The organism is Acinetobacter minutum (assembly GCF_035916735.1).
Taxonomy (GTDB): Bacteria; Pseudomonadota; Gammaproteobacteria; order Pseudomonadales; family Moraxellaceae; genus Acinetobacter.
Genome location: NZ_JAQIHG010000006.1, coordinates 64,059 through 84,291 on the forward strand (window position 1 = coordinate 64,059; position 20,233 = coordinate 84,291).

The 20,233-nt window shown below is 46.1% G+C and carries 15 protein-coding genes; 13 read left to right on the forward strand and 2 right to left on the reverse strand.

All coding sequences use genetic code 11. The features are described 5' to 3' along the window. Positions 1–205 precede the first annotated feature (205 nt). The 5 genes from PAE54_RS04375 (at position 206) to prpF (ending at position 6,852) form a co-directional block, all read left to right on the forward strand. The gene (locus tag PAE54_RS04375; RefSeq protein WP_326518575.1) at positions 206–904 is read left to right on the forward strand and encodes a GntR family transcriptional regulator; all 699 of its coding nucleotides are present in this window, start codon (positions 206–208) and stop codon (positions 902–904) included. Between the two features lie 3 nt (positions 905–907). After that, positions 908–1,792, forward strand: a complete 885-nt coding sequence (prpB, locus tag PAE54_RS04380; RefSeq protein ID WP_273779234.1) for a methylisocitrate lyase — start codon at positions 908–910, stop codon at positions 1,790–1,792. Positions 1,793–1,858: 66 nt separating this feature from the next. After that, the gene (gene prpC / locus PAE54_RS04385; protein WP_273779233.1) at positions 1,859–3,016 is read left to right on the forward strand and encodes a bifunctional 2-methylcitrate synthase/citrate synthase; all 1,158 of its coding nucleotides are present in this window, start codon (positions 1,859–1,861) and stop codon (positions 3,014–3,016) included. Then, a complete protein-coding gene (acnD, locus tag PAE54_RS04390) occupies positions 3,016–5,622 on the forward strand; it encodes a Fe/S-dependent 2-methylisocitrate dehydratase AcnD (RefSeq protein ID WP_326518576.1) in 2,607 nt (868 codons plus the stop codon). The genes prpC and acnD overlap by 1 nt, the downstream gene beginning before the upstream one ends. A gap of 48 nt (positions 5,623–5,670) precedes the next feature. After that, positions 5,671–6,852: a 2-methylaconitate cis-trans isomerase PrpF gene (gene prpF / locus PAE54_RS04395; protein ID WP_326518577.1), complete on the forward strand. Its 1,182-nt coding sequence runs from the start codon at positions 5,671–5,673 to the stop codon at positions 6,850–6,852. Positions 6,853–7,222: 370 nt separating this feature from the next. On the opposite strand, the gene PAE54_RS04400 is transcribed toward prpF, so the two are convergent. Together PAE54_RS04400 and PAE54_RS04405 are read right to left on the reverse strand one after the other, a co-directional pair. Beyond that, positions 7,223–8,209, reverse strand: coding sequence for an ABC transporter substrate-binding protein (locus PAE54_RS04400; protein WP_326518578.1), 987 nt, complete (start codon positions 8,207–8,209; stop codon positions 7,223–7,225). 3 nt (positions 8,210–8,212) lie between these two features. Beyond that, positions 8,213–8,800 carry an ANTAR domain-containing response regulator gene (locus PAE54_RS04405; RefSeq protein WP_273779227.1) on the reverse strand — a complete coding sequence of 196 codons (588 nt, stop codon included), beginning with the start codon at positions 8,798–8,800 and terminating at the stop codon, positions 8,213–8,215. Between the two features lie 432 nt (positions 8,801–9,232). On the opposite strand from PAE54_RS04405, the gene PAE54_RS04410 reads away from it, so the two are divergent. The 8 genes from PAE54_RS04410 (at position 9,233) to PAE54_RS04445 (ending at position 20,205) form a co-directional block, all read left to right on the forward strand. Further along, complete coding sequence (locus PAE54_RS04410; RefSeq protein WP_442784379.1) at positions 9,233–10,582, forward strand: MFS transporter; 1,350 nt, start codon at positions 9,233–9,235, stop codon at positions 10,580–10,582. 33 nt (positions 10,583–10,615) lie between these two features. Further along, positions 10,616–13,162: a nitrite reductase large subunit NirB gene (gene nirB, locus PAE54_RS04415; protein WP_273779225.1), complete on the forward strand. Its 2,547-nt coding sequence runs from the start codon at positions 10,616–10,618 to the stop codon at positions 13,160–13,162. A 28-nt stretch (positions 13,163–13,190) separates the two neighbouring features. Then, positions 13,191–14,801: a nitrite reductase small subunit NirD gene (gene nirD / locus PAE54_RS04420; RefSeq protein ID WP_273779224.1), complete on the forward strand. Its 1,611-nt coding sequence runs from the start codon at positions 13,191–13,193 to the stop codon at positions 14,799–14,801. 55 nt (positions 14,802–14,856) lie between these two features. Next, the gene (locus PAE54_RS04425) at positions 14,857–17,637 is read left to right on the forward strand and encodes a nitrate reductase (RefSeq protein ID WP_273779223.1); all 2,781 of its coding nucleotides are present in this window, start codon (positions 14,857–14,859) and stop codon (positions 17,635–17,637) included. After that, positions 17,634–18,266, forward strand: a complete 633-nt coding sequence (gene mobA, locus PAE54_RS04430; protein ID WP_273779222.1) for a molybdenum cofactor guanylyltransferase — start codon at positions 17,634–17,636, stop codon at positions 18,264–18,266. The genes PAE54_RS04425 and mobA overlap by 4 nt, the downstream gene beginning before the upstream one ends. Before the next feature lie 125 nt (positions 18,267–18,391). Further along, positions 18,392–19,420: a GTP 3',8-cyclase MoaA gene (gene moaA, locus PAE54_RS04435; protein WP_273779220.1), complete on the forward strand. Its 1,029-nt coding sequence runs from the start codon at positions 18,392–18,394 to the stop codon at positions 19,418–19,420. Between the two features lies 1 nt (position 19,421). Next, the gene (locus PAE54_RS04440) at positions 19,422–19,673 is read left to right on the forward strand and encodes a MoaD/ThiS family protein (RefSeq protein WP_273779218.1); all 252 of its coding nucleotides are present in this window, start codon (positions 19,422–19,424) and stop codon (positions 19,671–19,673) included. Position 19,674: 1 nt separating this feature from the next. Then, positions 19,675–20,205 (forward strand): molybdenum cofactor biosynthesis protein MoaE, encoded by a 531-nt coding sequence (locus tag PAE54_RS04445; protein WP_273779217.1) that lies wholly within the window; start codon positions 19,675–19,677, stop codon positions 20,203–20,205. Positions 20,206–20,233: the final 28 nt, after the last annotated feature.

Genomic DNA, 20,233 nt, shown 5'->3' on the forward strand with positions numbered 1-20,233 from the left:
CCTTTTTTCAACTTTTTTAATGAAAAAGCGTATGAACTCTCACGGCTAATCTCAGCCCTTTGTGTTTCAATAGCTATAAGTGATTGAATATAAAAAATAATTACAAATATTAGACTAAAGACTATTTATTATTGTTAACAATAAAATTGATTTAATGCCTTAATATGGTTATAAAATCGATAAATCATCAAAGATTGTCAACAATATGCAAGATGTGAGCTTTAAAACAGAGCTGTCTGAAAGTCATGGTAGAACGCTAACCGACCATGTATTCAAACAAATACAGACAGCCATCGTTTTAGGTCAAATTCCGGCAGGAAGCAAAATATCTGAACCTGAGCTGGCGCGAACCTATGGCATTAGCCGAGGCCCATTACGTGAAGCGATCCACCGTCTGGAAGGACAAAAGCTGGTTGATCGGACGGCTCATGTGGGTGCACGCGTGGTTTCACTGTCATTGCAACAGTTTAAAGAGCTATATCAGATTCGTGCTTCCTTGGAGGGTCTAGCCTGCAAGCTTGCTGCACAGCATATTGATAAAAAGCAGATTCTGGCGCTGCGTGATGTCTTGCGTGTGCATGCGGAAGATGAAAATTTTAAAGCAGGCAAGGGCTATTACCTGCAAGAAGGCCAAGACGACTTTCATTACTGCATTATCAAAAGCAGTGGCAATAAAACCTTAGAAAAAATGCTGTGTGATGAGTTGTATCACCTCATCCGTATGTACCGAATTCAGTTTTCCAACACACCAGATCGTCCGCATAAAGCGTTCGATGAACATATTCGTATCTTAGATGCAATTGCAGAAGGTGATGGTGAACTCGCCGAACTGTTAATGCTTCGACATATCAATGCGTCTTACAAAATTATTGAGCAGGCTCTGCTACAAGCACAAGGAGAATAAACAATGTCTAATCAATCCGCAGGTCAGCTATTTCGCGATGCCGTGGCCCAGGAAAAGCCGTTACAAGTGGTTGGAACCATCAATGCCAATCATGCACTTTTAGCCAAACGTGCCGGTTACAAAGCGATTTACTTATCCGGTGGTGGTGTAGCAGCGGGTTCTTTAGGTTTACCTGATTTAGGGATCAGTAACCTGGATGATGTGTTAACCGATGTACGCCGTATTACCGATGTATGTGATCTGCCATTATTGGTTGATGCTGACACGGGGTTTGGTGCTTCGGCATTTAATATCGCACGTACCGTGAAATCTTTAATCAAGTTTGGTGCAGGCGCCATGCATATTGAAGACCAGGTCGGTGCCAAACGTTGTGGCCACCGTCCAAACAAAGCCATTGTGACCCAAGAAGAAATGGTCGACCGTATTAAAGCGGCTGTAGATGCCCGTACTGACGACAGCTTTGTGATTATGGCACGTACCGATGCATTGGCGGTTGAAGGCTTGCAGGCCGCGATTGACCGTGCTGGCGCCTATATTGAAGCCGGTGCAGACATGCTCTTCCCGGAAGCCATCACCGAGCTTGCGATGTATAAGCAGTTTGCTCAGACCACGGGTGTTCCAATTCTGGCGAATATCACCGAATTCGGTTCTACGCCACTGTTTACCACTGAAGAATTGGCCTCTGCCGATGTTAGCCTCGCGCTTTACCCACTTTCTGCTTTCCGTGCCATGAACAAAGCGGCAGAAACGGTGTATGAAACCTTGCGCAAAGAAGGCACGCAAAAAAATGTGATCGATATGATGCAAACGCGTAAAGAGTTATATGAACGCATCAACTACTATGCGTTTGAAGACTACTTAGACAATGCATTTGCCAAAAAGAAATAACACGTCAACACGGCGAAGGCCGCCGTGTTCCCCCAATAATTTAAATCAATAGGAAAGGACAATCTTATGAGCACAAATGAAACAACAACAGGCTTCAAGCCAAAAAAATCAGTTGCATTGAGTGGACAAGTAGCAGGCAATACCGCGCTGTGTACCGTAGGCCGTAGCGGTAACGACTTGCACTACCGTGGCTATGACATTCTTGATCTTGCCATCGGCAGCGAGTTTGAAGAAGTGGCTCACTTGCTGGTCCATGGTAAATTACCGAATAAAGCAGAGCTCAAAGCCTATAAAGCCAAATTAAAGGCACTCCGTGGTTTACCAGCAGCACTGAAAACTGCACTTGAACAGTTACCACCGTCTGCACACCCGATGGATGTGATGCGTACCGGGGTTTCAGTTTTAGGCTGTTTAACGCCAGAACATGAAGATCACAACGAAGCGGGTGCAAAAGATATTGCGGATAAATTGATGGCGAGCTTAGGTTCAATGCTGCTGTACTGGTATCACTTCAGCAACAACGGCCGCCGTATTGAAGTTGAAACCGATGATGAATCCATCGCAGCGCATTTCTTGCATTTACTGCATGGTGAAGCGCCATCTGAAGAATGGGTTCAAGCCATGCATACTTCATTAATTTTGTATGCTGAGCATGAATTTAACGCTTCTACCTTTACCTCACGTGTGGTGGCAGGTACAGGTTCGGACATGTACTCAGCGATTACCGGCGGTATTGGCGCACTTCGTGGGCCTAAACACGGCGGTGCCAACGAAGTTGCCTTTGTGATTCAACAACGTTACGACAATGCCGATGAGGCTGAAGCTGACATTCGCAAACGTGTCGAAAATAAAGAAGTGGTCATTGGTTTCGGTCACCCGGTCTATACCATTGCCGATCCACGTAATGAAGTGATCAAAAAAGTGGCGCGCGACTTGGCGAATGCACAAGAGAACACAAAAATGTACTTAATCGCTGAACGCTTAGAAGCAGTGATGAAAGAAGTCAAGAACATGTTCCCGAACCTTGATTGGTTCAGTGCAGTGAGCTACCACTTGATGGGCGTTCCAACGGCCATGTTTACGCCATTGTTCGTGATTGCACGTACCGCAGGATGGTCAGCACACGTGATTGAACAACGTCAGGATGGCAAAATCATTCGTCCAAGCGCGAACTACACAGGTCCTGAAAACCTTGAATTTAAACCATTGGCGGAGCGTGGTTAATGAATACCCAATACCGTAAACCATTAGCAGGCACTCAGCTTGAATATTATGATGTGCGTCAAGCCGTGGAAGATATTCAGCCCGGTGCATATGAAAAGCTGCCATACACTTCCAAAGTCTTGGCCGAGCAATTGGTACGCCGTGCCGATGCAGAAAATCTGACTGAGTATTTAAAACAGCTCATTGAACGCCGTCAGGACATGGACTTTCCGTGGTATCCAGCCCGTGTCGTATGTCACGATATTTTAGGTCAAACCGCTTTGGTTGATCTGGCTGGTTTGCGTGATGCGATTGCTGAAAAGGGTGGTGACCCTTCTCAAGTCAATCCTGTGGTGCCAACCCAGCTGATTGTCGATCACTCTTTGGCTGTGGAATACGGTGGCTTTGACCCGGATGCTTTTGAAAAAAACCGTGCAGTTGAAGATCGCCGTAATGAAGACCGCTTCCACTTTATTGAATGGACCAAAACTGCCTTTAAAAATGTCGATGTGATTCCAGCCGGGAACGGTATCATGCATCAGATTAACCTGGAGAAAATGTCTCCAGTGATTCAGGTACGTGACGGAGTTGCCTTCCCGGACACTTGCGTGGGGACAGACTCTCACACGCCGCATACCGATGCGTTGGGGGTCATTTCTGTCGGTGTAGGTGGTCTGGAAGCGGAAAATGTGATGTTGGGCCGTGCCTCCTGGATGCGTTTACCTGACATTATTGGCGTAGAGCTGGTCGGGCAGCGTCAAGCTGGCATTACTGCAACAGATATCGTATTAGCATTAACTGAGTTCTTGCGTAAAGAACGTGTGGTCGGCGCATATCTTGAGTTCTTCGGTGAAGGTGCAGACACCATGTCGGTCGGTGATCGTGCAACGATTTCAAACATGACCCCGGAATATGGTGCAACGGCTGCGATGTTCTACATTGACCAGAACACCCTTGATTACCTGCGCTTAACAGGCCGTGAAGATGCCCAAGTGGCACTGGTGGAACAATATGCCAAAGAAATTGGTCTTTGGGCATCCGATATGACCCAAGCGGAGTATCCACGTGTACTTCGTTTTGATTTGTCCACTGTGACCCGTAATATTGCCGGCCCATCCAATCCGCATGCACGTGTATCAACAAGCGATCTGAAAGCGAAAGGTATTGCGGGTGTTGTTGAGCAACGTACCGATGGTTTAATGCCAGATGGTGCCATTATCATTGCAGCCATTACGTCGTGTACCAACACTTCTAACCCACGTAACACCGTGGCTGCTGGCTTATTGGCACGTAAGGCCAATGAGCTTGGTTTAACCCGTAAACCTTGGGTGAAATCATCCTTTGCACCCGGTTCAAAAGCTGCTGCGTTGTATTTGGAAGAAGCCGGCGTATTGCACGATTTAGAAAAACTGGGCTTTGGTATCGTGGCATATGCCTGCACAACCTGTAACGGGATGTCGGGTGCTTTGGATCCGAAGATTCAACAAGAAATCATTGACCGTGATTTATACGCGACTGCGGTACTTTCCGGTAACCGTAACTTTGATGGACGTATCCATCCATACGCCAAACAGGCATTCTTGGCATCTCCACCGTTGGTTGTAGCGTATGCGATTGCCGGTACTATCCGTTTTGACATCGAGAAAGATGCGTTAGGCCACGATAAAGACGGCAACCCGATTTATCTCAAAGACATCTGGCCATCTGATGCAGAAATTGATGCTTTAGTTAAAGAAGCCGTGAAGCCTGAACAGTTCCGTAAAGTTTACATTCCAATGTTTGATTTGGGCGAAGTTGAACAAGCTGAAAGTCCACTGTATAACTGGCGTCCGCAAAGTACCTATATTCGCCGTCCGCCATATTGGGAAGGGGCTTTGGCTGCACCTCGCACCTTAAGCAATATGCGTCCATTGGCGATTTTGGGTGACAATATCACCACTGATCACTTGTCGCCGTCCAATGCGATTTTGATGGACTCTGCAGCCGGTGAATACTTGCACAAAATGGGCGTGCCGGAAGAAGACTTCAATTCCTACGCAACGCACCGTGGCGACCACTTGACTGCGCAACGTGCCACTTTTGCCAACCCGAAACTGTTTAATGAAATGGTCCGCCGTGCTGACGGTACGGTTAAGCAAGGTTCAAAAGCACGTGTGGAGCCGGAAGGCGAAGTGATGCGCATGTGGGAAGCGATTGAAACCTACATGAACCGCAAGCAACCACTGATTATTATTGCCGGTGCGGATTATGGCCAAGGCTCAAGCCGTGACTGGGCGGCGAAAGGTGTACGTCTGGCGGGTGTAGAAGCGATTGTAGCGGAAGGCTTTGAGCGTATTCACCGCACTAACTTGGTTGGTATGGGCGTGTTACCGCTGGAGTTTAAACAGGGTGTCAACCGTAATACCTTAAAACTGGATGGTACTGAGTTGTATAGCGTGATCGGCAATATTGCGCCACGTTCTGATCTGATTCTGGTGATTGAACGTGCAACGGCGGAAGGCAAAGAAGAAATCCTTGAAGTGCCTGTGACTTGCCGTCTGGACACTGAAGAAGAAGTGTCTGTCTATGAAGCGGGTGGGGTATTACAACGTTTTGCTCAGGACTTTTTGGCCGCGAAAGCGAGCTAAAAAATCTGTAGTGATGAATGAGCAAAATCATTTTGAGGACAATACTGAATGTCTTATAAACCACAAGTAAAAATTCCGGCAACCTACATGCGTGGTGGAACCAGTAAAGGCGTGTTCTTTAAACTGGATGATTTGCCGGAGCAAGCTCAAGTCGCAGGTTCAGCAAGAGATCAAATCTTGCTGCGTGTGATGGGCAGTCCAGATCCTTATGGAAAACAAATTGATGGTATGGGCGGTGCAACATCCAGTACCAGCAAAACCGTCATTCTTGCTCAAAGCGATCAACCGGAACATGATGTTGACTATTTGTTTGGTCAGGTTGCAATTGATCAGCCTTTTGTGGACTGGAGTGGCAACTGCGGCAATTTAACCGCAGCTGTTGGATCCTTTGCCATTTCAAATGGTTTGGTTGATGCAGATCGGATTCCAGAAAATGGTATTTGTACTGTGAGGATCTGGCAAAAAAACATTCAAAAAACCATTATTGCGCATGTTCCGATGAGCAATGGTCAAGTTCAAGAAATTGGTGATTTTGAGCTGGATGGGGTAACTTTTCCTGCAGCTGAAGTTCAGATCGAGTTTTTAGATCCGGCTGATGATGGGGAAGACGGTGGTGCCATGTTCCCAACCGGAAATGTGGTCGATCAGCTTAAGGTACCGGAGATTGGGAGTTTTCAGGCAACTTTTATTAATGCCGGTATCCCAACCATTTTCCTGAATGCGGAAGATCTAGGCTATGAAGGCACTGAACTGCAAGACCATATCAATAATGATGCAGCGGCTTTGGCACGTTTTGAAAAAATCCGTGCCTATGGCGCCGTACAGATGGGTTTGATTCAGGATATTTCGGAAGCAGCGGCACGCCAGCATACGCCAAAAATTGCCTTTGTGTCTAAGCCAAAAACCTATTCGGCATCGAGTGGCAAGACAGTTAAAGACAGTGATGTTGACTTGCTGGTACGTGCATTATCGATGGGTAAACTGCACCATGCCATGATGGGGACAGCCGCAGTCGCCATTGGTACAGCTGCAGCGATTCCAGGGACTTTGGTGAACTTGGCTGCCGGTGGTGGAGAGCGTGAAGCTGTGCGTTTTGGACATCCTTCGGGAACATTACGTGTCGGTGCTCAGGCTGAATTGAGTAATGGCCAATGGATAGTCAAAAAAGCCATTATGAGCCGTAGTGCACGGGTGTTAATGGAAGGAAACGTTTACATTCCTGCAATCTGAATAGAATGAAGCTTTATTCAGCATTTAGGTTAAAAAAGCGAGTCAGTATGACTCGCTTTTTATTCTGGAATATCTTGATCTAGAACGTTTTTTAGTACGGCAAGATGGGGTATTTCCATGTCAGAAATAAGCATAAGCACCTCTAAAATACTAGTTTCCATTTCACGTTGCTTTAAAGCTAGGTGTTGATGTCACATAATTAAATAAAGCTATGTTATTGATTAAATGATAATTTAAATCAGAGCCAATATATCCCTTTGATTGATTCATTTAAATATCAATCAGATTTTTTACCATAATACATCCTTATTTTTAATTCAGTCTGGTGAAAAGATAAAGATTTCTGACCCTATACGTTCTAAGTTATTGGCTAATTTAAAATACATGAGCGTATGATTTTTGCTTTTAAGTTTTCATCAATTTTTATTTGATCCCATTTGGCCATTTGTGAAATCAACCACTCAAAATCTTTTACCTTCGGTTGTGAAGAGCCCTCCACCAAATTGCGAATCATTTGTTCAATGGCATGAAACCTCTGGCTATGCAGTGTGACCAGAGATTGAAACTGAATGATATTGAAATCAGTCAGCATTTGCCAAACTGCCGTGTAATTTTCCAGATTTTTTAACTCTTGCTGTGCTTTCTGAATGGCGATAATCATTGCCTGATGAGTGTTTGGATGTTGCATTGCCCAATCGGCAGTCACTGCCAGAACTTTATCTGCCACTTTAGGCATAATCTCCTGACTCGAAGCGACGATTTGACTAATACTTAACATTTCCCCTTGAGTATTCCAGGGTTCTCCAACACAACAACCATTAATATGATGTTTTGTTAAGGCTTCTACCATATAAGCTGGAGGAAGGGTTAACAGTTGAATTTCTCGTGCTACCTTTGGGTTAGCAAGGGCTAACCATTCTCTTAAGCAGTAATGATGAATGGATTGCTTAAAGACATGTGCCAAGTGAATGGAGCGTTGTTGCTGTAGGGCTGCCACGATTTTTTCTGCCGATGCTTGTGCGCTATCATCTGCAGTAATCCCGAGTTCATAGCATAACTCCTGATGCAGACTGATGAATGCCCTGTTATAACTTAAAATCAGTGCGGTTTGTAAGGGAATACCCAGCGGATCTTCACCTAATGCAGCGGCAGGGAGCATTGCAGATAGGCAGTGTGCGGCATCGATAAAACCAAAAGCCAGCCGGTCTCGCAGGCTGGCCCAGGATGCTTCTTGTACCAGGCTGACATCCAAACCTAGTTCTGCAAAAAACCCACGCTGTTTCGCCCAAAGAATTGCTACAGTATCCAGTAAAGGAAGATAACCGATCTGGATTTGTGTTTTTTCTAAATCATACATCGTTTAATCCTTCAAATGGTTCTGTAAAAGTTGTTGTGCATCCAGTAAACGGCGAGCCATTTCTCCAATGGTCATGCGGTGGCTCATGGCATTTTTACGTAGCAGCTGGAAGGCCTGATCTTCAGTCAGGCCATGTAATTGCATCATTAAGGCTTTGGCTTTTTCGATATCTTTTCGATCCGCCAATTTATTTTTGGCGCTTTCAAGGTCCGAGAGCAATTTTTTATGTTTTTTAAATTGCTCAATGGAAATGTGCAGAATACTTTCAAGCCTGCTGGGATCAATGCCATCCACAATATAGGCAGTGACACCTGCCTCTATGGCATTTTTGATCATGTCTTTCTGGCTGTTTTTGGTGAACAAAACGGTGGGAAGATTAAACTGGCTGACACAACTTTCAATCAGGTCACGCTGTGGGTGATCCATGTCCAGTAAAATGATGTCCGCCTGTAACTGCTCCAGACGCAGCAGGTTTAAATGATCAAAGATGAGACAGGCCACCACCTCGAAATCATGCTGGATTAACGAAGCTTTGATGTGGTTGGCACGTGCTTGATCATCATCAATCAGTGCGATTTTGAGTTTTGGCATAAGGCTACTATCATCAGGAAGAACCTGAAAGAAACGTCGTTTCCAATCAGAAGCAATTAAAATGCCAAATTCGAGCAGCACATTTTCATCGGCTCTTGAATCCTGAAAAAGCATACCGAATGTTCAGGGTTGCACCTTGTTAAGGCACGGCGTATTACAACAGCGCACGCAACTCAGATTTATCCTGATCTCTCAGTTTCTCAAACTGGAAAAAAGCTAGATATCCTTCAAAATCCCATCGTTAAAACAAATAAAAATAGTAGCTTAGATCGACTTATATTACTTTGGCACAGGCTTTGCATTATCTCAGTTGAGTCAAAGATGACTCATATAATTTTGTAAGACGGCCAATGACGTCCGCTCTGATGGAGTCTGTTCTACAGCAATCTGTATGACAGATCACTCAATAGGTTCAGTTCTGGAGAGATGGCTATGTCTTTCAATATCAATGCTAAAAAAGCGACAAAAATAAGTTTATTGAACTTCAGCAGCGCAGCGATGAGAGCCTTCCATATGAGTTGGCTGGCTTTTTTTGTCTGTTTCTTTGCCTGGTTTGCCTGTGCGCCGTTAATGCCGGTGATTGCCGGTGAATTCGATTTAACCAAAGATCAAATTGCCAATATCAACATTGCTGCAGTCGCCATCACGATTTTGGTTCGACTGATTGTTGGTCCATTATGTGATAAATACGGCCCACGTAAAACCTATACGGCTTTGCTCATTATCGGCAGTATTCCTGTGTTTGGCGTAGCTGCTGCCAACAGTTATGAATCCTTCCTGTTTTTCCGGTTATTAATTGGTGCAATCGGTGCAAGTTTTGTGATCACCCAATATCACACTAGCATCATGTTTGCCTCTAATGTGGTCGGAACTGCCAATGCAGCTTCAGCAGGATGGGGCAATGCAGGTGGTGGCGCAACACAAGCAATAATGCCTTTACTACTTTCCGCCTTGGTTATGTTTGGTGTTGAACAGGCTATGGGCTGGAGAGTTGCTTTGATTGTTCCAGGTGTGTTGATGCTGATCGTAGGCGTCATGTACTGGAAACTGACCCAAGACTGCCCACAAGGGAATTTTAAAGAATTACGTGCACAAGGCATCCAGGTCGGCAGTGATAAAAAAGGCGGCATGGCTATTCTGATGCATGCGGCACGTAACTATCGCGTCTGGATTCTTTTTGGTGCCTATGCAGCGTGTTTTGGCATCGAAATCTTTATTCATAACATCGTCGCGATGTACTACGTCGAACACTTTAGCTTCGGTTTGAAAGAAGCGGGTTTAGCTGCAGGTATTTTTGGTTTGCTGGCGCTGTTTGCCCGTGCGCTAGGCGGAATTGTTTCAGACAAAGTCGCGCTGAAAAAAGGTCTGGATGGCCGTACCAAGGTACTGTTCAGCATGATTCTCATGGAAGGTCTGTTTCTGATCGTGTTCTCGCAAATGAACAGTGCGATGCTGGCGATTTTAACTATGACGGTGTTCGCTCTATTCACCCATATGGCGTGTGGTGCAACCTATGCTTTGGTGCCCTTTATTGACCGTGATGCTTTGGGCGGCGTAGCAGGCATTATTGGTGCAGGTGGGAATGTCGGAGCTGTAGCAGCAGGTTTCTTACTCAAGGGCATGTTAGACATTCAAACGACCTTAATGGTGCTTGGCGGTTTGGTGGTGATTGCTGCCAGCTGTGTCCTGATGATCCGTTTCTCGGTTGAGCATAAAGAAAAAGAACAGCGTTTATTTGAACAAGCTGTGCATGAACGCAACATGGCTGAAGCTCAAAATTAAATCTAAGAAATTGTAAGAATCCGGAGAAAACATATGAAAATTATTATGATCGGTCATGGCATGGTTGGCCACAAATTTATCGAATCTGTTTTGGAACATGCCGGTGACGAAGTGGAAATCACCATTTTGGCCGAAGAATCACGTTTGGCGTATGACCGGGTGCATTTGACTGAATATTTCAGCGGAAAATCTGCCAAAGATTTGACCTTGTGCCGTGCGGATTTTGCCGATGCGTATGGCATCGATTTACGCTTGGACACCAAAGCTGTGGCGATTGACCCCTTGCATAAAACGGTCACCACTCATCATGGAGATGTTCTGAGTTTTGATAAATTGGTGTTGGCAACCGGTTCATACGCTTTTGTTCCTCCTATTCCGGGCAATGACCGTGAGAACTGCTTTGTTTACCGCACCATTGAAGATCTGGATGCGATTCGTGCTGCCAGCTTAACTGCAAAAACCGGTGCGGTCATTGGCGGTGGCTTACTCGGCTTGGAGGCGGCGAAGGCACTGTGTGATTTGAATCTGGACACCCATGTGGTGGAATTTGCTCCGCGCCTTATGACAGTACAAATTGATGATCTGGGCGGTAAAGTTTTACGGGCAAAAATCGAGAATTTGGGAGTGAGTGTTCATACCCAAAAGGCAACATCATCAATTGAAGCCGGAATTTCTAGTACTCACGTAATGAAGTTTGCGGATGGTTCGGAACTGGAAACGGACATTATTCTATTCTCTGCGGGTATCCGTCCACGGGATGAATTGGCGCGTCAGAGCGGGCTTGCTATTGGGGAGCGCGGCGGAATCATGATTAATGATTATTGCCAAACATCCAACCCCGATATTTATGCCATTGGTGAATGTGCACTTTGGAATAACAAAATTTACGGGTTGGTAGCCCCCGGTTATGACATGGCCCGGATTGCCGCCAAGCATGTAATGGAACAGGCATGCAGCCCGTTTGCTGGTGCAGATATGAGCACCAAGCTGAAACTGATGGGCGTGGATGTGGCTTCTGTCGGAGATGCACATGCCGTGACACCGAATGCACTGAGCTATTTCTATGCCGATGAAGCTGCGCAAATCTATAAAAAGATTGTGGTCAATGCTGAGAAAACGAAATTGCTGGGTGCAGTGCTGGTCGGATGTGCCAAAGAATATAATGACTTACTGCAAATGATGCTGAATGGGTTGTCGCTGCCGGAAAATCCGGAAAGTCTCATCATGCCGGGTTATGCGCAATCCACGGCAAAAACTGGGGGAAGCGGGGTTGATTTGCTGCCAGACAGTGCAACTATCTGTTCATGTAACAATGTTTCTAAAGCAGATCTCTGCAGTGCAATTGCGGAGGGTTCAACCTCGCTGGGCGCACTAAAAAAATGCACAAAAGCTGCAACTGCTTGTGGCGGCTGTACACCGTTAGTGACTCAGGTGTTGAAGGCTGAACTACAACGTCAAGGTGTTATGGTGAATAACCATCTATGCGAACACTTTGCCTATTCACGCCAAGAGCTGTATCACCTGGTACGTGTGAATGAAATCAAAACCTTTGATGATCTGATTCAGCAGCATGGCCACGGTTTGGGCTGTGATATCTGTAAACCGACGGTGGCAAATATCTTGGCTTCCTGCTGGAATGACTTCGTATTGAAGCCAAGTCATGCCGGACTGCAAGACAGTAATGACTATTATCTCGGTAATATTCAAAAAGATGGTTCGTATTCAGTCGTACCACGTATGGCCGGTGGTGAAGTGACACCCGATGGCTTAATTGCGGTTGGTCAGATTGCAAAAGAATATGGTTTGTATACCAAATTAACTGGTGGTCAGCGTGTCGATATGTTTGGTGCGCAAGTGCATCAGTTGCCTGAAATCTGGGAAAAACTCATCAAAGCCGGTTTCGAATCCGGCCATGCTTATGGTAAATCGCTGCGTACGGTGAAATCCTGTGTCGGCAGCACGTGGTGCCGTTATGGAGTAGATGATTCCGTCGGTTTGGCCATCTTCCTGGAAAACCGTTACAAAGGTCTGCGTTCACCCCATAAGCTGAAAATGGCCGTATCAGGTTGCACCCGTGAATGTGCCGAAGCACAAAGTAAGGACGTCGGCGTCATTGCCACTGAAAAAGGCTGGAATCTTTATGTTTGTGGCAATGGCGGCATGAAACCACGCCATGCCGAATTACTGGCTTCTGATCTCGATACCCACACCTTGATCCGTTATATCGACCGCTTCTTTATGTTCTATATCCAGACGGCAGACCGCTTGCAGCGTACCTCGGTATGGCGTGACAACATGGAAGGTGGGCTGGATTATCTGAAAGATGTCGTGGTGAATGATTCTCTGGGGCTAGCTGCTGAATTGGAACGCCGTATGAGCCATGTAGTGGGAACCTATCAGGATGAATGGCGTACGGCGGTGGAAGATCCGGAAGTGCGTAAGCGCTTTAAAACCTTTATCAATGCTAAAGCTGAACAGCAGCAAGACCCGCATATTCAATTTGCTGAAGTTCGCGGACAAATCCGGCCAAAGACTGAAGTAGAACGTGATGCAACGCGCATCGCTATGGCCGAAGCCTAAGCAGATTGAAAAATAAAGGAGAATGAAAATGACAATTTTAAAAAAAATGAACGAGTTGGATTGGATTGAAGTGTGCAGCCTAGAGGACATCACACCGAATACTGGCGTGGGCGCTCTGCTGCAAGGACAGCAAATTGCGATTTTCCGGGTAGGTCATGAAAAACGGGTCTATGCACTCAGTAATCAAGATCCGTTCAGCAAAGCCTTTGTGATGTCGCGCGGTATTTTGGGAGATTTGCAGGGCGAACGGGTAGTGGCTTCTCCGATTTATAAGCAGCATTTCAGTTTGGCTACAGGGCGCTGTCTGGAAGATAAAGACCAGAGACTTCTGGTGTTTCCAAGCAAGATTGAAAATGGCAAGGTGCTGATCAGTCCAATTCCACAGAAGACGTATATTACCAACCCTGGAACTTCCAGCGAAAAAATGAAACTGGTGCTGATCGGCAATGGCCTGGCCGGCATGCGCTGTCTGGAAGACTTGCTGGACATGGTACCCGATCGTTATGACATTACTGTCATTGGAGAGGAACCTTGGGGGAACTATAACCGTATCATGCTATCTCCAGTACTCTCCGGAGAAAAGCACATGGATGACATCATGCTGCATTCACATGCCTGGTATGCAGATAAAGGCATTCGTTTTATCGCTGGTGATCCTGCTGTAAATATTGACCGTGCACGTAAGCAGGTCTACACAAAACATGGTGAAGTCGTGGCTTATGACCGTTTAATTCTGGCGACAGGTTCCAAACCCTTTATTCCACCAATTAAGGGTAGCGATCTGCAGGGTGTGATCAGTTTCCGTGATATTCATGATGTCAACATCATGCTGGAGTACTGCAAGCACAAGAAAAATGCCGTGGTGATTGGTGCGGGATTGTTGGGACTGGAAGCAGCTTATGGCTTGAAACAGCGCGGAATGAATGTGACCGTTGTACATTTGCTGGATCGCATTATGAATCGCCAACTGGATGCACGAGCAAGTGACTTGCTGAAACAGAGTATTGAAGCCAAAGGCATCCAAATCTTAACTGAGGCCAATACTGAAGAACTGATTGGGCAAGATGGTCATGTCATCCAGCTGCGCCTGAAAGACGGCACCTTACTGGACGCTGATCTGGTGGTATTTGCTGTGGGGATTCGTCCGAATATTGAACTGGCACAACGTGCCGGCTTGCGCTGTCAGCGTGGTGTACTGGTCAATGACATCATGCAAAGCTTTGATCCAAGCATTTATGCGGTTGGAGAGTGTATTGAACACCGCAGCCAAACTTTTGGTCTGGTTGAACCCTTGTGGGGGCAAGCCTTTATTTGTGCATCACATCTGGCCGAACGTGGCAGCCTGACATTTAAAACACCGACCGTACCGACCCAATTAAAAGTGAGTGGCTGTGATGTCTTTTCCGCAGGGAACTTTGAACCGCAGGAAGATTATGAAGACATTATCCTGAATGATGAAAAACGGAAAATTTATAAACGCATTATCATCCAGAAAGACAAAGTCATCGGTGCCGTACTGTTTGGCGATACCGAAGATGGTACATGGTATGCGGAGCTGATTGCCAATCAAACGCCGATTGCCAATATCCGCAGTAAGTTGCTGTTTGGCCGGGATTTCGCATTAAAAAATGCAGGATAGGTGCTTTAGTCACCTTTTGCCATGTGCAGAACCTTATCCCAAATCAGGAGCTTAAATGAACAGTATTTCCATGGTGGATCTCAATAGCTCCACAGAAAATTCCAGTAAAACTACACATACCACCTGTCCTTATTGTGGCGTGGGCTGTGGTGTGACCGTAGAGGTGACTCAAACAGCTTTGGGCGAAAAAATTAATGTTCGGGGAGATGCGCAGCATCCTTCTAATTACGGAAAATTATGTATTAAAGGCAGCAATCTAGCAGATACTCTAGGACTGGAAACGCGTGTATTGCAGCCCATGCTTGGACGGCAAGCCCATCGCCAACCTGTCGATTGGGAAACTGCAATTGCCACGATTTCGGATCAATTTCGGCACTGCATTGATCAGTATGGAAGAGACAGTATTGCCTTTTACGTATCGGGGCAATTACTGACCGAAGACTATTATGTTGTGAACAAGTTTATAAAAGGTTATCTAGGCACAGCCAATATTGATACCAATTCACGTTTATGCATGTCCTCGGCAGTAGCAGCACATAAACGTGCCTTTGGGGAGGATATTGTTCCGGCCAGTTATGAGGATTTTGAACAGACCGATATGGTGGTGTTGGTCGGATCGAATACTGCGTGGTGTCATCCGGTACTCTATCAGCGCATTATGCAGGCCAAAGCAGAACGTGATTTGTTCGTGGTGGTGATTGACCCACGCTTTACCAATACCTGTGAAGCCGCCGATTTGCATCTGCCAATTTTGCCGGGTCAAGATGTCCGGCTGTTTAATGGCCTATTGCAGTATCTGTTTAAACACGGATATGCCGATCAAGATTTTATTGACACCCATACTCAAGGCTTAGAGCAGGCTTTGCTTGCCAGTGAAGATGAAGCCGTATTGATAGAGGTGGCTGAACGGACGGGTATTGCCCTAGAAAAACTGCAAAGTTTTTATGAGAAATTCGCCCAGGTAGATAAAGTGATGACCCTATTTTCGATGGGGGTTAATCAGTCGTCGCAAGGCGTGGACAAAGCCAATAGCATTATCAACTGTCATTTGCTGACCGGCAAAATAGGCAAACCTGGTGCAGCACCATTCTCCATGACAGGGCAACCAAATGCCATGGGGGGGCGTGAAGTCGGTGGATTGGCGAATATGCTGGCAGCACATCTGGAACTGGACAATCCAGCGCACCAACAACTGGTACAGAATTTTTGGCAAAGTCCGCATATTGCCCAGCAGCCCGGCTTGAAGGCCGTCGATTTATTTCGTGCGGTAGAAAGCGGAAAAATAAAGGCCATCTGGATCATGGCCACCAATCCTGTGGTGAGTTTGCCTGATGCTGATCAGGTCAAACGTGCACTGGAAAAATGTGAATTTGTGGTGGTATCGGATATCTGCCTGAATACTGACACCACGCAATATGCTGATGTACTTTTGCCTGCGCTGGGATGGGGTGAAAAAGACGGGACCGTGACCAACTCAGAACGCCGTATTTCCAGACAACGGGCTTTTTTACCAGCACCTTATGCTGCAAAACCCGATTGGTGGGCCATCAGCCAGGTGGCACAACGTATAGGTTTTCAGCATTTTGACTATCGTAGCAGCCATGAGATCTTTCTCGAACATGCGCGGTTATCAGCGCTGGAAAATTCGGATCTGGCTCAGCGCACTACAAAGCCACATTTTCGTTATTTTAACCTGCAGGGTTTAACCGATTTAACCCCTGATGAATATGCGGCACTGCAACCGGTTCAATGGCCGGTCTGGTCCAGAGATCAACCGAATCCTGCAGCGATACGTCTCTATGATCAAGCGCAGTTCAGCCATGTAAATGGCAAAGCAAAATTTATCGCTACCATAGCAATCAATCCGGTACATCAAACTTGTCATGCGTTTCCTTTGATTTTAAATACCGGAAGGATTCGGGACCAGTGGCATACCATGAGCCGCACTGGGCTGTCAGCCAATCTCAGCAGCCATCGTGCAGAACCCTACTGTGAAATTCATCCGCAAGATGCATTGAAATATGGCATCCAGGACGCTGGGTTAGTTAAGGTGAAATCTCAATGGGGTAGCTGCGTGCTGCGTGCCCAGCTGAGCCAGAATATCCGCCGTGGGCAGGTTTTTGCACCTATTCACTGGAATGATCAAGTTGCTTCTGATGCCCGTATCGGAAAAGTGGTCAATCCAGTAGTGGATGTCATTTCAGGCGAGCCGGAATTTAAGCATACCCCGGTCATGATTGAGCCTTTTTATAGCCAATGGCAGGGGGTGTTATACATACGTCAAGGCTATGAACAGCGTATAAGGCCAGCATTGGAAAAGATGGCATGGTGGACAAAAATTACCCTGTTTAGTGCCGTACGTTATGAGATAGCAGACCGTAAGAAACTGGCAGAAACCACCGAACATTTAAAAGAATGGTTGCCTTTTCAGGAAGAAAGCTTTGAATGGCTGAATCTTGAAGACCAGACTGCACAGATCAGTCACAGTGTAGTGTTAAAAGAAGGACAGTTGATTACCAGTCTGTATATCGCACCTCAACACTTATTACCCGATCGGGACTGGATAGCCAGTTTGTTCAAGCGGGAACGTTTAAGTCTCATGCACCGTAAAGCCTTACTGGCTGGACAAGCGATGTCGATGCTCAATAATGATGGTCCACTGGTCTGTAGCTGTTTTAAAGTGGGTAAAAACCGAATTATTGAAACCATCCTAAGCCAAAACATGACCGATGAAAAACAGGTGACTGCCTGCTTGAAAGCCGGGGGCAACTGTGGCTCATGTTTGCCTGAGATTCGCGGGCTGATTAAAGCTTGTCAGACGGAGGTGGCACAATGAGTCGTGTTCTCAAGAAAAAAGATTACCCTGTTACCGACCTAGTGATCCTGGCCGGTGGTCAGGCACGAAGAATGAATGGCGTCAACAAGTTGCTCCAGACATTTGATGATCAGATGCAATTGATCAAAATACACCAGCAACTGAAAGCGAGTGTTGCACAGGTCTGGATCAATAGTCATCGCGATGCGTCCATTTATCAACACCTCATTGGCAGCGTTCACTGTTATAGTGATGACCAAAGCGGCTTTTTAGGACCATTGATGGGCATGAAAAGTGCCTGGTCGCACGTACAAGCGGACCACGTGCTCTTTGTCCCATGTGATGTGACTTTTATTCCACCAAATGTCCTGAGCCGGCTGCATCAGGCTTTGGCTAGACATCCTCTGGCCCAGGTGGCCTATGTTGAAATCAATGGCACAGCCTTATATCCGTTTTGTCTGGTGAAACGCGACAGTCTTGCCCAATTCCTAGAGCATTTGGCGCAAAAACAGCACAGTTTAAAAGGTTGTTTTGCTGATCTGCACGCTCAAGTTGCACGTTTTAGAAATCACGCACTGTTTTTTCACAGTATTAATTCCTTCGATGAATTGCAGCAGTACCAGCAGCTTAAATTTCTGCACAGCCACTAATTTTTTACGCCACCACAAAGTTGGAACGCTTATTGCAAATTAAATAATAACAAGATGGGGCAATGCCGATATCGCGCACTGATTATGGTCGTGTGGCGGCACAAGCCTGAAGAGGGATATTCCACATGAATATGAGGACACAGCCTAAAACTAACATGCGCTTTGTGGATCAGTTTGGTCGTCATAAACGGAAACTGCGGATTTCAGTGACAGATCGCTGCAATTTTAAGTGTGTCTATTGTATGCCTGAGCATCCAGAATGGATTAATAAAAAAGACCTGCTCAGTTTTGAAGAACTTTACCTGTTTTGCGATTTTATGGTGCGCCGTGGCATTCAGGAGATTCGCATCACCGGCGGTGAACCCTTAATGCGTCAGGGAGTGGTGCACTTTATTGCGCAATTGCAGCAACTGAAAGCGATTGGCTTGAAGCGTATCGCTATGACCAGTAATGCGTATTATCTCAGATACTATGCGAGTGCATTAAAACAGGCCGGGCTGGATGATCTGAATATCAGTTTAGACAGCCTGGATGCGGCCCAGTTTCAACAGTTGACACAAAAAGATTTGATACCGGTTCTTGAAGGAATTGAGGCCGCACAAGCTGCAGGTTTTCCGATCAAGATCAATAGCGTATTAATGCGTGGCGTGAATGAAGATCAGATTCTGCGTTTAGCACGCTGGTCAATCCAGAACAAGTTTATTTTACGCTTTATTGAATTTATGCCACTTGATGGTGAACATCGATGGTCCAGTGCACATGTGGTCAGCGAGCAGCAAATTCTGGAAACGCTTGCCACTGAATTTGATCTTACTGTCCTGAACCGGCATTCAGCTGATCCGGCACGGCAATATTTAATTGATGGCCATCCTATTGGAATTATTTCGACCATTACCCATTCCTTTTGTGGCAGCTGTGATCGGCTACGCTTAACGGCACAAGGTGATTTTTATAACTGTTTATTTGCCCCGAAAGGACTGAGTCTGAAAAATCAAATCAGAGCCTTGATGGCTGCTGAACCTTTCGCTGCATTGCACTTACAGACGGCACTTTCCGATTATATCTGGCACAAAGAATCTGGCTTTCAGGCTATTACCCAGCAGACGGGTACTCAGTTCTCACGAAAAATCAGCATGCACATGCTAGGAGGTTAGGATGCAGACCCTCAAAATTAAAATCGAAGCATTTGGTGCAATTGAACGCAACCTTCCTCAAGTTCTGGAGATACGTTGTAATTCAGGCCAAAGTGTTGCTGATGTACTTGATCAGGTGGCACAGGATTATCCAGAGTCAAATCTGCTATTGCAGCGCTGTGCCTGTGCCATTGGAGAAGACATCATTCCACGGCAAGCTATCTTACGACAAGACAGCACGCTGGTTTTGCTTTCACCTGTGGCAGGAGGATGATATGGACGAACTTAAATCCTTTGCACGCATTTCAGAGACGCGTTTGAGCCTGGACCGTTTTGATACTGTTCAGCATTTTCCTAAATGTGGTGGGGTTGGCGTGTTTATCGGGACGGTGCGTAACCATCATGAAGGTAAAGCGGTCAAGGCCTTGAGATATACGGCCTACGCACCTGTGGCAGAGAAAATGATTCGCCAGATTGAACAGGACATCCAGCAGCAATATGGCGTGTCTTATGTCCGTGTTATGCATCGCATCGGAACCTTGCAGATTAGTGAAGAAGCAATTATTGCAGTCGCTTACGCAGCACATCGGCGTGAGGCTTTTGCTGCATGCGAAGCGGTGGTCGAACGGGTGAAACATGAAGTCCCGGTCTGGAAAGAAGAGTTCTATCTGGATGGGAGCAGTCAATATGTAGAAGGTTGCTGTATCCGTCAAGATTATGCGAATGCCAGATATGTAGCAGATTTATCCCTAAAAACATCTCAACACGCTGAACATTTGCATTGCCATCATGCGCATTCTGTCTAGCACTTCACACGCCACAACCATCTTTAAC

Coding starts and splice junctions, on each gene's coding strand:
- mobA (WP_273779222.1), top strand. CDS start 17,634: ATGAGTCGTGTTCTCAAGAAAAAAGATTACCCTGTTACCGACCTAGTG.
- PAE54_RS04405 (WP_273779227.1), bottom strand. CDS start 8,800: ATGCCAAAACTCAAAATCGCACTGATTGATGATGATCAAGCACGTGCC.
- PAE54_RS04410 (WP_442784379.1), top strand. CDS start 9,233: ATGTCTTTCAATATCAATGCTAAAAAAGCGACAAAAATAAGTTTATTG.
- PAE54_RS04445 (WP_273779217.1), top strand. CDS start 19,675: ATGGACGAACTTAAATCCTTTGCACGCATTTCAGAGACGCGTTTGAGC.
- prpB (WP_273779234.1), top strand. CDS start 908: ATGTCTAATCAATCCGCAGGTCAGCTATTTCGCGATGCCGTGGCCCAG.
- prpF (WP_326518577.1), top strand. CDS start 5,671: ATGTCTTATAAACCACAAGTAAAAATTCCGGCAACCTACATGCGTGGT.
- prpC (WP_273779233.1), top strand. CDS start 1,859: ATGAGCACAAATGAAACAACAACAGGCTTCAAGCCAAAAAAATCAGTT.
- acnD (WP_326518576.1), top strand. CDS start 3,016: ATGAATACCCAATACCGTAAACCATTAGCAGGCACTCAGCTTGAATAT.
- PAE54_RS04425 (WP_273779223.1), top strand. CDS start 14,857: ATGAACAGTATTTCCATGGTGGATCTCAATAGCTCCACAGAAAATTCC.
- PAE54_RS04440 (WP_273779218.1), top strand. CDS start 19,422: ATGCAGACCCTCAAAATTAAAATCGAAGCATTTGGTGCAATTGAACGC.
- moaA (WP_273779220.1), top strand. CDS start 18,392: ATGAATATGAGGACACAGCCTAAAACTAACATGCGCTTTGTGGATCAG.
- PAE54_RS04400 (WP_326518578.1), bottom strand. CDS start 8,209: ATGTATGATTTAGAAAAAACACAAATCCAGATCGGTTATCTTCCTTTA.
- nirD (WP_273779224.1), top strand. CDS start 13,191: ATGACAATTTTAAAAAAAATGAACGAGTTGGATTGGATTGAAGTGTGC.
- nirB (WP_273779225.1), top strand. CDS start 10,616: ATGAAAATTATTATGATCGGTCATGGCATGGTTGGCCACAAATTTATC.
- PAE54_RS04375 (WP_326518575.1), top strand. CDS start 206: ATGCAAGATGTGAGCTTTAAAACAGAGCTGTCTGAAAGTCATGGTAGA.